Source organism: Burkholderia sp. AU16741 (assembly GCF_002223345.1).
GTDB classification, from domain to species: Bacteria; Pseudomonadota; Gammaproteobacteria; order Burkholderiales; family Burkholderiaceae; genus Burkholderia; species Burkholderia sola.
Map to the genome: position 1 here is coordinate 1,707,196 of NZ_NKEZ01000003.1, position 14,517 is coordinate 1,721,712.

Genomic DNA, 14,517 nt, shown 5'->3' on the forward strand with positions numbered 1-14,517 from the left:
CCGCTGACGCGGCGTCAATGATCCTGCGCGGCGAACGCCTGTGCGCGCGCCGGCCAGTCGTCGGGCACGACGAACCCGCGCGCCGTCTCGCGCCACGTGCCGTCACTACCCTTTTCATGGATCGCGATCAGATCGGGCGCCTGGCGCGTCGCCAGCACGGGCGGCAGTTCCCGTGCGCTCGCCAGCGGCTCGGGCTCGAACCCCGTACCGGCGGCGGCACGTCGCGGCGCCAGCCAAGCCAGCCGCGGCAACACGCTCCATGCGACGCCGTCACGCTGCGCGGCCGCCCACGCCGGCCACTGCGCGTGCGTCAGCCAGAAACCGCGCGGATGATCCGGCGCAATTTCGGCGGACACCGGCGGCACCGGCGCGCCGTGCGGATGGAACAGCCAGCCCTTGATGAACATCTGCGCGTCGGACGGCGCGCCGTAGCCGAGCCGGGCAAAGCCGTCGTGTTCGCCGAGCCGCAACTGATGGTCGAGCAGCCGGCTGCGCTTGCGGTCGAACCGGTCGACAAGATTGGGGCCGACGAAGTCGGCGAGCGATGCGCCGTCGCGAACCGGCGCGCACAGATAGCATTTCACCGCCAGTTCCCAGTGCAAGCGCCGGCCGTCCGGCGCATCGACGAGAAAATCGACTTCGCCGAGCGTGCGGCCGTTGCTGCGCAACGGGAGATTGGCCGCGACGAGCCGCAGCGACGGCCCGTGGGTCAGGAAATACTCGAGCAGGCATTCGGCGTAGCGACCGAGCCGGGTGGGCCGAAACCCGTCGAGCGCACGATGCAGCGGCCCGGGCTGCGCATCGAGCGCGGCAAGCCACGCTTCGACGGCCGCCTGGCCCGCCGCATCCGGCCACGGGCGCGCGAGCGGCGCGCCCGGCACCGCGGTGAGCAGGCTCGGGCTGGCCAGCAGCCAGCCCAGATCGCGCACCGCGACGTCATGCAGCGTATCGACGAACGCGCACGCCGCGCCGGTCGTCATGACCCGGTCGGGCCGTTCGCGTCGCCGCCTTGCGCACGCTGGAACGTGTCGCGCGCGAGGCACAGGTCGGCCCACGCCTTCGACTTGTCCTGAAGGCTGCGCAACAGGTATGCCGGGTGGTAGGTGACGATCACCGGCACGCCCTCGTACGCATGCGCGCGGCCGCGCAGCGACGCGATGCTCGCGTCCGTCTTCAGCAGCGTCTGCGCGGCGAAACGGCCGAGCGCGACGATCAGCTTCGGCTTCACGAGCGCGACCTGGCGCTGCAGATACGGCTCGCAGCGCGCGACTTCGTCCGGCTCCGGGTTGCGGTTGCCGGGCGGGCGGCACTTGATCACGTTGGCGATATACACGTTGTCGCCGCGCTTGAGCGATAGCGACTGCAGCATGTTGTCGAGCAGCTTGCCGGCCTGGCCGACGAACGGCTCGCCCTGCTTGTCCTCGTTCTCGCCCGGCGCTTCGCCAATCAGCATCCAGTCCGCTTCGCGGTCGCCGACGCCGAACACGGTGTTGGTCCGCTTCTCGCACAGACGGCACAGCGTGCAGTCGGCCACGCGCGCGGCCAGCGCATCCCAGTCGAGCGCGGCGACCGGCGTGCCGGCGGGGCGCGATTCGGTGAGCGGCACGGGCACGGATTCGCCCGGCGGCGCCGCGTCGAACCAGGCGAAATCGTCGTCCGCTGCAGGCGGCGCATCATCCTTCGGCGGCATCGTATCGGGCGATGCGGCCGACGCAGCTTGCGCAGGCGGGCGAGCATCCTCGTCGACACCGTGCGCCGACACCCGCGACTCGCGAGCGGCCGAAACGCCAGCGGCGCCACGCGCGACGGTCGTCGGCGCATCGTCCTGCGCCGGTGCACGCGCGGCACGCACCGGCCGATCGGCCGCGACGGCCGAACCGTCAACCGTCGCGGCGGTTTGCGCGACGGCAGGCGCGTCGGCTGCCGCGCCTTCGTCCGCGCGCTGCCCGCGCCGCACCCAGATCTGCGCGAGGCCCAGTTCCTCGAGCGCCGATTCAGCCCACGCCATGCGCATCCCCCTCGTCCTTGTTCAACGTCAGACGCATCACGATCGCGTCTTCCCGGCTGCGATGCTTCGCCGGATAGTAGTTCTTGCGCCGGCCGATCGTCACGAAGCCGAAGCGCTCGTACAGATGAATCGCGCGCGGATTGGACGGCCGCACCTCGAGCAGCACGCCATCGAGCCGTTCCGCGCGCGAAATGCGCACCGCCTCGCGCAGCAGCGCGAGGCCCGCGCCCGCATGCTGCGCGGCCGGCGCGACACACAGGTTCAGCAGATGCATCTCGTCGATCACGGGCATCAGCACGCAATAGCCGACGAGCGAGCCCGTCACGTGCCGCAGGCACACGCCCAGATAGCCGTTGCGCAGCGAATCCTCGAAATTGCCACGGCTCCACGGGAATTCGTACGCGACCTGCTCGATCGCGACGACCTCGTCGAGATCGGCGTCCGTCATCGGCGCCAGATAGCGGTCGCTCAGCAGCACGCCCGTCATCCCTTCGCCCCGCCTGTCTGCGCGGCCCGTGCGGCGAGGCGCTCGGCCGTGGTCTGCGCGACTTTGTCGCGCACGTATTCCGGCGCGGCCTGATCGGCCGGCACCGCACGCCCGGCGCGGAACGCCCGCAGCGCGGCATGCGCGACCGCCAGCGCATGCGGCAGCGCATCGCCGTCGATCGCGGCCGCCCGCGCGGCGGCCGGCAATTGCGCGCCGAACGCCTCGGCTGCATTGCCGGCGAGCGTAAACGGCGCATCGGGCACGCCGACGGCGCCCGGTGCGTCGAGCGACGCCGGATGCAGCGTGCGCCAGTCGCCGGCGCCGTCGTCCCATTCGAAATCCGCCCAGTAGGCTTCGTCCATTCGCGCGTCGAGCGCGGCGAGCACGCGGGTCGTGCCGGGCGCGCGCAGCCGTGCATGTTCGGCGCACGCGAGCAGCGTGCCGATCGGCACGACCGGCAACCCGCCCCCGAACGCGAGGCCCTGGGTAACGCCCGTCGCGGTACGCAGGCCGGTGAACGAGCCGGGGCCCGCGCCGAACGCGATCGCGTCGCAGTCGGCGAGCGTCAGCCCGGATTCGGCGAAGAGTTCCTGGATCGCCGGCAGCACGCGCGTGCTCGACACGGCGCCCGTCAGCTCGTGACGGACCCAGGTTTGCGGAGTGGAAACGGCGTCATCGGCCGGAGCCGAGCGCAGCAGCGCGACCGAGCAGTATTCGGTCGACGTATCGATGGCGAGGAGCACTGTTTGCGTCATGGCCGACATTGTAATGCGCCGTCCCGCTCCCACGGGCGATCGGGCCCGATCTGTGCGCATGTGCGGCGCCGGCGCCGGTTTGGAAGGATCGCTCGACCCGGCGCGACGGTCCGCTTGTTAAGATCGGCCGACCTGAAACCCTTACGGAGACACCCGATGAGCGAACTCACCGCCCAATTCGACCAGGCCCAGATCGACGTCAAGCAGCTGACGGAACGGCCGGGCAACCTGACCCTGCTGCGCCTGTACGCGCTCTTCAAGCAGGCGACCGACGGCGATGCGCACGGCGACAAGCCCGGCTTCACCGACATCGTCGGCAAGTACAAGTACGATGCGTGGGAAGCCCTGAAGGGCACGTCGCAGGATGCGGCGAAGCAGCAGTACATCGAACTCGTCGAATCGCTGAAAAACGGCACGGCGTCCTGACCGGATCGCCGTCATCGCAATAGGCAATCAAATCAGTGGCGCAGCGCAGCAAATTTCTTTATAATGCTGCCTGCGTCATCTCCCGCGCTCGGCTCGAAGCCGTTCCGGCCCGACGCCTCGTAGCGTTAAGCTCCAATCCGGTTTAGAACCTGTCCCCTCCTGCTTCGACCCTTGCGGTCGTCAACTAGGCTGGCGGCCCCGCTCCTGAAGCGCGCCGCACCCAAAACAGCTTCTAATGCCTCATCCGCCGACGGTTCGGCGGATTGCACCCGTTTCCCGATTTGCTCGCTGAATCCGACGACTTGGGTATGCGCGATTGGCGCCGACGTTTCACCCACTGTGTTTCAAGGATTGTTATGACTTCGAGCATCAACTCCAGCCCGCTCAACGCGATCGCCGACCAGGCGCTCGGTCTCGACGACGCCGCCGCACCGGCCGCGGTCGAACCTGCGTCGGACGAGCCGAGCTTCGCGTCGCTCGGGTTGTCGCCGGAGATCGTCTCCGCGCTGCAGGCCGCCGGCTACGTGAAGCCGACGCCGGTCCAGCAGCGCGCGATTCCGGCCGGCATCGCCGGCCGCGACCTGCTGGTGTCGAGCCCGACCGGTTCGGGCAAGACCGCCGCATTCATGCTGCCCGCGATCGAACGTTTCGCGCAGCTCCAGAAGACGCAGGCGCAACAGCCGCGCGCGCCGCGCGACCCGAACCAGGGCGACCGCCGCGCGCGCCGCCCGCAACCCGTCGCGCGCCCGGGCCTGCTCGTGCTGACGCCGACCCGTGAACTCGCGATGCAGGTCACGACGGCCGCCTCGACGTACGGCAAGCACCTGAAGCGCCTGCGCACGGTCAGCATCCTCGGCGGCGTCGCCTACGGCCAGCAGCTGATGCTGCTCGCGAAGAACCCGGAAATCCTGGTCGCCACGCCGGGCCGCCTGCTCGACCACCTCGAGCGCGGCCGCATCGACCTGTCCGAACTGAAGATGCTCGTGCTCGACGAAGCCGACCGCATGCTCGACATGGGCTTCATCGACGACATCGAAACGATCGTCGCCGCCACGCCGGAATCGCGCCAGACGATGCTGTTCTCGGCCACGCTCGACGGCAAGATCGGTTCGCTGACGAGCCGCCTGCTGAAGGATCCGGAACGCATCGAGATCCAGCAGCGCCTCGAGTCGCGCGCGAACATCGCGCAGACGGTTCACTACGTCGACGACCGCGATCACAAGGATCGCCTGCTCGATCACCTGCTGCGCGACGACGCGCTCGACCAGGCGATCATCTTCACGGCGACCAAGATCGACGCCGACCAGCTCGCCGGCCGTCTCGCCGACGCAGGCTTCGAATCGGCCGCGCTGCACGGCGACCTGCCGCAGGGCGCGCGCAACCGCACGATCCGTGCGCTGCGCGAGCGCCGCGTGCGCGTGCTGGTGGCGACCGACGTCGCGGCACGCGGCATCGACATCCCGGGCATCACGCACGTGTTCAACTACGACCTGCCGAAGTTCGCGGAAGACTACGTGCACCGTATCGGCCGTACCGGCCGCGCGGGCCGTTCGGGCACCGCGGTGAGCCTCGTGCACCACGCCGAGCAAGGCGCGCTCAAGCGCATCGAGCGCTTCGTGCGCGCGCCGCTGCCGGTCAACGTGATCGAAGGTTTCGAGCCCCGCAAGGCGCCCCCGCGTAACGGCGGCCCGGGCGGCCGCGGCCGCCCGGGCGGCGGTAACGGCGGTCGTCGTTTCGGCGGCAAACCGGGCGGCGGTTATGGCGGCAACGGCGGCGGCAGCGGCAACGGTCGCAGCTACGGCGGCGGCAATGGCGGCGGCTGGAGCGGCAAGCCGGGCGGCAGCCGCGATGGCGGCCCGCGTCGCGACGGCCAACGCAGCGGCGGCCCGCGCCGTAGCAATTCGGCATCGTAAGCACGCACGGGCGGTCTTACGGCCGCCCTGCGGATGGGCACCTCGCCCATTCAGTCAACCGGCGCATCCGCGCCGGTTTTTTTGCCTCGCCGCCAATTTCACGATGCGGGAAATTTTTTTGCGTCGTAAAAAATCATGCTGCACGGCACAACCCGCGCGATTGCGGGATGGGAAAGCGCATTTCTTATCTCGAAATTGCGCAGGCAACCCATTGATTAACAACAATTAAAAAATTCCGCACTTCCCGAGCCAGCCCCTGTTTCGCTCCCGCCGATTTGCCTAGACTCTTATACAAGACTTCGCGAACCGGAACGCATCGCTTCCCCGCCTCGCGAACCGCATCGTCACCGCCGGATTTGGCCGTCACGCATACATCGCATCAAGGAGCTCATCATGTCGCGTCAGCAACAAGCACAGGAACTGCAGCAGCAATGGGAAACCGATCCGCGCTGGAAGGGCATCAAGCGCAGCTACTTGGCTGAGGACGTGGTCCGCCTGCGCGGCTCGATCCCGATCGAGCACACGCTGGCCAAGCGCGGCGCGGAAAAACTGTGGAGCCTCATCAACAACGAGCCGTTCGTCAATGCACTCGGCGCGCTGACCGGCAACCAGGCGATGCAGCAGGTGAAGGCCGGCCTGAAGGCCATCTACCTGTCCGGCTGGCAAGTGGCCGGCGATGCGAACGTCGCGGGCGAAATGTACCCTGACCAGTCGCTGTACCCGGCGAACTCAGTGCCGCTCGTCGTCAAGCGCATCAACAACACGCTCACGCGCGCCGACCAGATCCAGTGGTCGGAAGGCAAGAACCCGGGCGACGAAGGCTACGTCGATTTCTTCGCCCCGATCGTCGCCGATGCGGAAGCCGGCTTCGGCGGCGTGCTCAACGCGTTCGAGCTGATGAAGGCGATGATCGAGGCCGGCGCGTCGGGCGTTCACTTCGAAGATCAGCTCGCATCGGTGAAGAAGTGCGGCCACATGGGCGGCAAGGTGCTCGTGCCGACACGCGAAGCGGTCGCGAAGCTGTCGGCCGCGCGTCTCGCGGCCGACGTGATGGGCACGCCGACCGTGCTGGTCGCGCGCACCGACGCGGAAGCGGCCGACCTGATCACGTCCGACGTCGATGACAACGACAAGCCGTTCCTCACGGGCGAGCGCACGGTGGAAGGCTTCTTCCGCACGAAGCCGGGCCTCGAGCAGGCGATCTCGCGCGGCCTCGCGTACGCACCGTACGCGGACCTGATCTGGTGCGAAACGGGCAAGCCCGATCTCGAGTACGCGAAGAAGTTCGCGGAAGCGATCCACAAGCAGTTCCCGGGCAAGCTGCTGTCGTACAACTGCTCGCCGTCGTTCAACTGGAAGAAGAACCTCGACGACGCGACGATCGCGAAGTTTCAGAAGGAACTCGGCGCGATGGGCTACAAGTTCCAGTTCATCACGCTGGCCGGCTTCCATGCACTGAACTACTCGATGTTCAACCTCGCGCACGGTTACGCCCGCACGCAGATGAGCGCGTTCGTCGAACTGCAGCAAGCCGAGTTCGCGGCGGCCGACAAGGGCTTCACGGCCGTCAAGCACCAGCGCGAGGTCGGCACCGGCTACTTCGACGCGGTGACGCAGACGGTCGAACGCGAAGCATCGACGACCGCGCTGCACGGCTCGACCGAGGACGAACAGTTCTTCGACGGCAAGAAGGTCGCGTAACACGGCAAGGCGTGACGCCAATGGCCGCCGCGTCTCGCGACGCCGCGGCATCGGCCACCGGAACGACAATCAGGGAGGAGACGGCAGGCACGCGAGTCCGATCGCGGGACCCGCCGCGCGGCCTGCGGGCCGCCAGCAACGCTGCGCGCCGGCTTGGTCCGGCGCGCCCTTTTTCCGACGCGCAGCCCGCCCCGCCACGGCCGGCGCTGCACTACCGATAGACGATCACCGGAATTTTCGTATGGGTCAGCACGCGCTGCGTCTCGCTGCCGATCAGCAGGCTGCCGAGCCCGCGGCGTCCGTGGGACGCCATGAAGATCACGTCGCACCCGCCGCGTTCGGCCGCCTCGATGATGCCGAGATACGGCGACGGATGCACGCTCGTCCACGTGTCGCACGCCACGCCGGCCGCCTTCGCCGCCGCTTCCACCTCGTCGAGATGCGCCCGCGCTTCGCGCTCGCTGCGCGCGCGGAAATCGGCGGGCGGCTCGATGATCACTTCGGAAAACGGCGAGTACGGATATTGCGGCAGGCACGCGTAGGCCGTCACGCGCGCGCCGACCGCGCGAGCCAGGTCGATCGCGCCGTCGATCGCCTTTTGCGACAGTTCGGAACCGTCGGTTGGAACGAGGATGTGCCGGAACATCGCGCCCTCCTTCGTCAGTCGCACGCCGCGCGCCCCGGCTCCGGCCGAGCCGGCCGCGACACCGCGCGCATGCCTCTTACGATTGTAGTGTGCGAAACCGCGCAAGCCGCACCGCCAGCGGGTTCGCCCTCATATCGGAAACACGCGGGCGCGCGGCGCCTACTCGCCCCAATAGCCGGGCCGCTCGTACGTGTGCTTCAGGTAATCGAGAAACAGCCGCACGCGCAGCGGCAGATGCCGGCGCTGCGGAAACACCGCATGAATGCCGATCGGCGGCGCGGCGAACGCGTCGAGCACGCTGACGAGCCGGCCGGCCGCGATGTCCTCGCCGACTTCCCACCACGAGCGCCACGCGAGCCCGTGGCCGGCGAGGCACCATTCGTGCAGCACCGCGCCGTCCGAGCATTCCATCGTGCCGTTCACGCGGATCGACACGACCTTGTCGTCCTCCTGGAACGCCCAGCCGCGCTGCTGGTTCGCGTTCGCCGCGAGCGCGAGGCAGTTGTGCCGCGCCAGTTCCGCGAGCGTGGCCGGCGTGCCGCGCCGCGCGAGATACGCGGGCGACGCGACGCACACGCGGCGGTTCTCGCCGAGCTTCAGCGACACGAGCGACGAGTCGGGCAGCTCGCCGAGCCGCACCGCGCAATCGAACCCTTCGTTGACGAGGTCGACCATCCGGTCGGACAGGTCGAGCGTGACCGACACGTCCGGATGCGCGCCGCTGAATTCGGGCACGAGCGGCGCGACGTGCCGCCGGCCGAAGCCGGCCGGCGCGGATATCCGCAGATGGCCGCTCGCCTTGACGCCGCCGGCGGACACGCTCGCTTCCGCATTCTGCATGTCGTTGATGATGCGCTGGCAATCCTCGAGGAACGCCGACCCCTCGAACGTCAGCGTGAGCTTGCGCGTCGTGCGCACCAGGAGCTTCACGCCGAGCCGCTCCTCGAGCGCGTCGAGGCGGCGGCCGATGATCGCCGGCGCGACGCCTTCCGCGTGCGCGGCCGCCGACAGGCTGCCCTTGGCCGCGACCGCGGCGAACGTTTCGATCTGTTTGAACCGGTCCATGAATCACTCGGGAGGACGACATCGCCGCCCTTCAAATAGCTTGAGCCGCTCAGATTAGGTATAGGAAAGTAAAAGATCAAGTGATGTTTAGCGTCTTTTTTAGCATCTTCGATCACGAATAGAATCGACCCGACCTCTGAAACTGGAGCGCAAGGCTATGTCGGCCACAACGACACTCTCCCCTCCCGACGCCATTCTCTTCGACGCATTCGGCACGTTGTTCGACGTGCGCGCCGTGCTGGCCGCGGCCGAGCAGATGTTTCCCGGACACGGGGAACGGTTGTCGCAGCTGTGGCGACGCAAGCAGATCGAATACTCGCAACTGCGCACGCTCGCCGATCCGGCCGGCGCGCACTACCGCCCGTTCCGGGACATCACGCTCGATGCGCTGCGGTTCGCCGCGCGCCGGCTCGGCCTCGCGCTGAACAGCGCGGCCGAGAAGCGGCTGATGGACGAATACGCATGCCTGTCCACCTATCCCGACACGGTGCCCGCGCTGCGCAAGCTGCGCGCGCTCGACCCGCGCCCGCCGCTCGCGATCCTGTCGAACGGCACCCCGCAGATGCTCGACATCGCGATCAAGAGCGCGGGCATGACCGGCCTGTTCGATCGCGTGCTGTCGGCCGACGCCGTGCGCGCGTACAAGCCGAGCCCGGCCGCCTATGCGCTCGGCACCGCCGCGTTCGGGGCGAACCCGCGCGACATCGTGTTCGTGTCGTCGAACGCATGGGACGTCGCCGGCGCCACCTGGTTCGGCTACACGACGTTCTGGCTCAACCGCACGGGCGCACCTGCCGAGGAACTCGGCGCGCCGCCCGACGGCACGGGCACCGGCATGGCCGACCTGCTCGCCTTCCTCGCCACCCCCGCCCCGGCTCCGTCCGGCAGACCCGCAAATCGCACGCGCCCCGGCCCGGGTGCGTGACGTTCGCAGCTGCCGCCTTCCCCTTTCACAGAAACCGCAACTGACCGACCAAGGAGATGAGACTCATGAGCACCCCGATCACGCTGCCGCAAGGCATGACGATCACCGGCGAAATCAAGCCGGGTTACGAAGCGATCCTGACGCCCGACGCGCTGGCACTCGTCGCGTCGCTGCATCGCACGTTCGAAGCGCGTCGCCAGACGCTGCTGCAGGCGCGCGCCGAGCGCACGAAACGCCTCGACGCGGGCGAGCACCCCGATTTCCTCGCCGAGACGCAGGCGATCCGCGACGGCGACTGGAAGGTCGCGCCGCTGCCGGCCGACCTGCAATGCCGCCGCGTCGAGATCACGGGCCCGGTCGAGCGCAAGATGATCATCAACGCGCTGAACTCGGGCGCCGATTCGTACATGACGGACTTCGAGGATTCGAACGCGCCGAGCTGGACGAACCAGATCGACGGCCAGATCAACCTGAAGGACGCAGTGCGCCGCACGATCTCGCTCGAGCAGAACGGCAAGTCGTACAAGCTGAACGACAAGGTCGCGACGCTGATCGTGCGTCCGCGCGGCTGGCATCTCGACGAGAAGCACGTGACGGTCGACGGCCAGCGCGTGTCCGGCGGCATCTTCGATTTCGCGCTGTTCCTGTTCCACAACGCGAAGGAACTGATCGCGCGCGGCTCGGGCCCGTACTTCTATCTGCCGAAGATGGAAAGCCATCTCGAGGCGCGCCTGTGGAACGACATCTTCGTCGCCGCGCAGGAAGCGGTCGGCGTGCCGCGCGGCACGATCCGCGCGACGGTGCTGATCGAGACGATTCTCGCCGCGTTCGAGATGGACGAGATCCTGTACGAACTGCGCGAACACAGCTCGGGCCTGAACGCCGGCCGCTGGGACTACATCTTCTCGGCGATCAAGAAGTTCAAGAACGACCGCGACTTCTGCCTGGCCGACCGTTCGAAGATCATGATGACCGTGCCGTTCATGCGCGCGTACGCGCTGCTGCTGCTGAAGACGTGCCACAAGCGCAACGCGCCGGCGATCGGCGGGATGAGCGCGCTGATTCCGATCAAGAACGATCCGGAAGCGAACGACAAGGCGATGGGCGGCGTGCGCTCGGACAAGCAGCGCGACGCGACCGACGGCTACGACGGCGGCTGGGTCGCGCACCCGGGCCTCGTGCCGATCGCGATGGAGGAGTTCGTCAAGGTGCTGGGCGACCAGCCGAACCAGATCGCGAAGCAGCGCGACGACGTGCAGGTCGAAGGCAGGAACCTGCTCGACTTCCAGCCGGAAGCGCCGATCACCGAAGCCGGCCTGCGCAACAACATCAACGTGGGGATTCACTACCTCGGCGCGTGGCTCGACGGCAACGGCTGCGTGCCGATCCACAACCTGATGGAAGACGCGGCGACGGCCGAGATTTCCCGCTCGCAGGTGTGGCAATGGATCCGCTCGCCGAAGGGCGTGCTCGACGACGGCCGCAAAGTCACGGCCGACCTCGTGCGCGAATTCGCGAAGATCGAGCTCGACAACGTGAAGCGTTCGGTCGGCGGCAACACGCAGCCGTACGAACGCGCCGCGGCGATCTTCGAGCAGATGTCCACGTCGGAAGGCTTCACCGAATTCCTGACGCTGCCGCTGTACGAGGAAATCTGACGACGCCGCCCGCTGCGATCGCCGGGCGGCCACGCCGTGTCGGCAGTCGCATGCGATGACGGGTCACCGGCATGAAAAAAGCGCCCGCGGGCGCTTTCTCTTTTGCGGCGAATCCAGCCGCCGCCTGCAGGCACGCTCAGGCGGCTTCCTGCTCGCGCCGGTGCTGGACCCAATCGCCCGACGCGATGCGCGGACGCCCGGCTGCCGCATCCGCGGCGACCGGATAATACAGGCACGCGTACTGCCGGCCGCCGAGCTCGACCGTTACCTCCTCCGGCTTGAACAGTGAGTCGACGCCCGGATAGACGCGCTCGATCTCGTCCAGCACCGGGACGAGCTGCTCGTCGACCGCATAGACGTCGCCCCACACCAGCGACTTACCGGCCGTCCCGGCGATCATGCCCGGATACATGCCGAAATCGACCAGTTCGCCCGGTAGCGCGGCCGCGCCCAGCAGTGTCGGCGCGGCGATGCCGTGGCGGGCGGCCGCATGGGCGATGTCGTTGGCCTGTCCGGCTCTCAAGGTGCCATAGACGAATACGTGGCGCATCGTGGTTCTCCTCTTCGATTCGTGTGTTGCCGTGTTTGCGTGCGATCGGCGCGCGATGGGCGCGACGTGGCGCACGCATCGGTAGACCCCGATATCGGTCCGATGGTTCGAACCGTCGACCCGACCGGCTTCGGACGACCGGCTTCGGGGAGCCGCTGCGGATTCGCCGGCGCCCACACAAAGTTCATTTGAACCCGGCATGATGGCCCAAAAAACCGCCGCATGCGCAAGCGCTGCGCCTTCTAAAATAACGGCACCGCCGCCGCGCCGCCCGAACCGTTCATGAATCCGCCCGCCTCAGCCGACGTATCGAACCCGTACGACGTCATCGACATTCCGCCGGAATTCGCGCCGACCGCCGTCCATCCGATGCGCGTGCGCGCGCGGCAGGTCGATGCCGGCCGCCGCATTCCGCTGCACACGCATGCGTGGGCGCAGCTCGCGTATGCGTCGCGCGGCGTGCTGCGCGTGGCGACGACCGGCACGACCTGGATGGTGCCGCCGTCCCGCGCGATCTGGGTGCCGCCGCACGTGACGCACGAAGTCGTGATCGTCGAAGAGGCCTATTTGCGCACGCTGTATATCGACGAGTCGATCGTGCCGGACGGGCTCGACGCATGCCGCGTCGTCGAGGTGACGGGACTGCTGCGCGAGCTGATCGTCGCACTCGACGCGCGCGACCTGAGCGCCGCGCGCGAGCGCCTGCTGTGCGGGCTCGTGCTCGACGAGCTGAGTCATGCCGAACCGTTGCCGCTCGCGGTGCCGATGCCGGACGAAAAACGGCTGCGCCTGCTGTGCGAATCGGTACTCGCGCAGCCCGCGCATGCGGAGTCGCTCGAACACTGGGCGAGCGAGGTCGGCGCGAGCACGCGCACGATCTCCCGGCTCTTCAAGCAGGAACTGGGCGTGAGCTTTTCGCAGTGGCGCCAGCAGGCGCTGCTCGCGCGGGCGATCCCGCTGCTGAACCAGGGGCGCCCGTTGTCGCACATCGCGCGCGAACTCGGCTATCAGAGCCAGAGCGCGTTCTCGGCCATGTTCCGCCGCGCATTCGGCGAAAGCCCGCGCGCGTTCATGCTGCGCGGCTACGAGCATCGAGGCCCGGAAGGCGACGTCGCGGAAAACGAAACACCGGACGACGGCGGCGCAATCGACGCGGCCCGCTGATCGCGCGGTCCGGCGCGCCGGACCGTCAGACCGGCCGCACCATATGACGGATCGAGCCGAGTTGCGCAAGCCGCGGCCCGGTAACCCGGTAGCCCATGCGCAGGTACAGATGCGCGGCAGGATTGTCGACGAACACGCGCAACTGCAGTTCATGCAGCCCGCGCGCACGCGCCCACCGATGCGACATCTCGAGCATGTAGGTGCCGGCGCCTTGCCCGCGATGGCCAGCCGCGATCTGCACGTCGCGGATATGCAGCGAATCGCCCTCCTCGGTCACGCGCAGCACGCCGATGCGCTCGCCGTCGGCTTCGAGGATGAAGTTCTCCGATTCGCGCCAGCTCGCATAGAACAGGTCGCTGCGCCACACGAGCCCGTGGCGCTTGTAGTAGCCGCCCATGTTGCCGTGCGTGAGCGCTTCGGCATACGGAAAATCGGCGGGCTCCGCGGGGCGGAGCTGATACAGGAGTCGCAGGTCGGTCGGATCGAGCATCGCGCAGGAGTCGGAAACGCATCCCGCCACGATAGCGCAGTCGCGTGCGGATGCAATCGCGAATTTCTCGTAGGGGCGCGGCGCGCGATGCGGCACGCGGGATAGGCGTAAGCGGAAGGCGTCACCAACGACGCAAATGAAAAAGCCCGCACGCGGCGGGCTTCTTCATTTTCTGGCGGAGCGGACGGGACTCGAACCCGCGACCCCCGGCGTGACAGGCCGGTATTCTAACCGACTGAACTACCGCTCCAGTCTTGCTGCTTGCCTGGCAGGCGTCGGTTACTTCCTGCCGGCGCGTCGTTTGTTCGAACGACGCCGAAATCTGGCGTCCCCTAGGGGATTCGAACCCCTGTACTCACCGTGAAAGGGTGATGTCCTAGGCCTCTAGACGAAGGGGACAACGTACTGCTTACATCCTTAACGAGAAAGCCCGTTCAAAAACGTTTTTTGAACGGGCTTCGTTCTGGCGGAGCGGACGGGGCTCGAACCCGCGACCCCCGGCGTGACAGGCCGGTATTCTAACCAACTGAACTACCGCTCCAGCTTTCTGCACCACCGCCTACAGGATCTCGTCACGTTCCCGCACGCGTTGTGACACTTCTACGAAACGCCGCTGAATCTGGCGTCCCCTAGGGGATTCGAACCCCTGTACTCACCGTGAAAGGGTGATGTCCTAGGCCTCTAGACGAAGGGGACAACACACTGCTTACATCTTTAATACAAAAGCCC

At 67.7% G+C, this 14,517-nt stretch carries 14 protein-coding genes and 4 tRNA genes; 6 read left to right on the top strand and 12 right to left on the bottom strand.

The features are described 5' to 3' along the window. Positions 1-14 precede the first annotated feature (14 nt). Genes CFB89_RS10335 through tsaB form a run of 4 tightly spaced genes read right to left on the bottom strand, consistent with a single transcriptional unit; the run spans position 15 to position 3,259 of the window. Entirely contained in the window at positions 15-980 is a 966-nt protein-coding gene (locus CFB89_RS10335; protein WP_089467748.1) for a DUF1853 family protein, read from the bottom strand. Continuing rightward, positions 977-2,008 (bottom strand): uracil-DNA glycosylase, encoded by a 1,032-nt coding sequence (locus CFB89_RS10340; protein WP_089467983.1) that lies wholly within the window; start codon positions 2,006-2,008, stop codon positions 977-979. The genes CFB89_RS10335 and CFB89_RS10340 overlap by 4 nt, the downstream gene beginning before the upstream one ends. After that, positions 1,995-2,495 (bottom strand): ribosomal protein S18-alanine N-acetyltransferase, encoded by a 501-nt coding sequence (gene rimI / locus CFB89_RS10345; protein WP_069617686.1) that lies wholly within the window; start codon positions 2,493-2,495, stop codon positions 1,995-1,997. The genes CFB89_RS10340 and rimI overlap by 14 nt, the downstream gene beginning before the upstream one ends. Next, a complete protein-coding gene (tsaB, locus tag CFB89_RS10350; protein ID WP_089467749.1) occupies positions 2,492-3,259 on the bottom strand; it encodes a tRNA (adenosine(37)-N6)-threonylcarbamoyltransferase complex dimerization subunit type 1 TsaB in 768 nt (255 codons plus the stop codon). Before tsaB ends, rimI begins: the two co-directional genes overlap by 4 nt. Before the next feature lie 147 nt (positions 3,260-3,406). Between tsaB and CFB89_RS10355 the strand changes: the two genes are divergently transcribed. The 3 genes from CFB89_RS10355 to aceA all read left to right on the top strand — a co-directional run bounded on the left by CFB89_RS10355 (position 3,407) and on the right by aceA (position 7,290). Next, positions 3,407-3,676 carry an acyl-CoA-binding protein gene (locus CFB89_RS10355; protein ID WP_006478462.1) on the top strand — a complete coding sequence of 90 codons (270 nt, stop codon included), beginning with the start codon at positions 3,407-3,409 and terminating at the stop codon, positions 3,674-3,676. Positions 3,677-4,032: 356 nt separating this feature from the next. After that, a complete protein-coding gene (locus tag CFB89_RS10360) occupies positions 4,033-5,589 on the top strand; it encodes a DEAD/DEAH box helicase (protein WP_089467750.1) in 1,557 nt (518 codons plus the stop codon). Between the two features lie 393 nt (positions 5,590-5,982). Continuing rightward, positions 5,983-7,290 (top strand): isocitrate lyase, encoded by a 1,308-nt coding sequence (aceA, locus tag CFB89_RS10365; RefSeq protein ID WP_089467751.1) that lies wholly within the window; start codon positions 5,983-5,985, stop codon positions 7,288-7,290. A 211-nt stretch (positions 7,291-7,501) separates the two neighbouring features. On the opposite strand, the gene CFB89_RS10370 is transcribed toward aceA, so the two are convergent. Beyond that, the gene (locus CFB89_RS10370) at positions 7,502-7,936 is read right to left on the bottom strand and encodes a universal stress protein (RefSeq protein ID WP_011549516.1); all 435 of its coding nucleotides are present in this window, start codon (positions 7,934-7,936) and stop codon (positions 7,502-7,504) included. A 159-nt stretch (positions 7,937-8,095) separates the two neighbouring features. After that, entirely contained in the window at positions 8,096-9,001 is a 906-nt protein-coding gene (locus CFB89_RS10375) for a LysR family transcriptional regulator (protein WP_059510889.1), read from the bottom strand. Between the two features lie 157 nt (positions 9,002-9,158). On the opposite strand from CFB89_RS10375, the gene CFB89_RS10380 reads away from it, so the two are divergent. Then, on the top strand, positions 9,159-9,926 hold the full coding sequence (locus tag CFB89_RS10380; protein WP_089467752.1) for a haloacid dehalogenase type II: 768 nt from the start codon (positions 9,159-9,161) through the stop codon (positions 9,924-9,926). Between the two features lie 65 nt (positions 9,927-9,991). Continuing rightward, a complete protein-coding gene (gene aceB / locus CFB89_RS10385; RefSeq protein ID WP_089467984.1) occupies positions 9,992-11,584 on the top strand; it encodes a malate synthase A in 1,593 nt (530 codons plus the stop codon). Positions 11,585-11,720: 136 nt separating this feature from the next. Here the strand turns inward: aceB and CFB89_RS10390 are convergent, their stop codons facing one another. Beyond that, on the bottom strand, positions 11,721-12,134 hold the full coding sequence (locus tag CFB89_RS10390) for a gamma-glutamylcyclotransferase (protein ID WP_089467753.1): 414 nt from the start codon (positions 12,132-12,134) through the stop codon (positions 11,721-11,723). A gap of 282 nt (positions 12,135-12,416) precedes the next feature. On the opposite strand from CFB89_RS10390, the gene CFB89_RS10395 reads away from it, so the two are divergent. After that, a complete protein-coding gene (locus CFB89_RS10395) occupies positions 12,417-13,298 on the top strand; it encodes a helix-turn-helix domain-containing protein (RefSeq protein ID WP_089467754.1) in 882 nt (293 codons plus the stop codon). Between the two features lie 25 nt (positions 13,299-13,323). Here CFB89_RS10395 and CFB89_RS10400 read toward each other — a convergent pair whose 3' ends face one another. The 5 genes from CFB89_RS10400 to CFB89_RS10420 all read right to left on the bottom strand — a co-directional run bounded on the left by CFB89_RS10400 (position 13,324) and on the right by CFB89_RS10420 (position 14,484). Further along, positions 13,324-13,788 (bottom strand): GNAT family N-acetyltransferase, encoded by a 465-nt coding sequence (locus tag CFB89_RS10400; RefSeq protein ID WP_089467755.1) that lies wholly within the window; start codon positions 13,786-13,788, stop codon positions 13,324-13,326. A 173-nt stretch (positions 13,789-13,961) separates the two neighbouring features. Continuing rightward, a tRNA-Asp gene (locus CFB89_RS10405) sits at positions 13,962-14,038 on the bottom strand. Between the two features lie 73 nt (positions 14,039-14,111). Then, positions 14,112-14,187 (bottom strand) — tRNA-Glu (locus tag CFB89_RS10410). A 65-nt stretch (positions 14,188-14,252) separates the two neighbouring features. Continuing rightward, positions 14,253-14,329, bottom strand: a tRNA-Asp gene (locus CFB89_RS10415). 79 nt (positions 14,330-14,408) lie between these two features. Then, positions 14,409-14,484, bottom strand: a tRNA-Glu gene (locus tag CFB89_RS10420). Positions 14,485-14,517 lie beyond the last annotated feature (33 nt).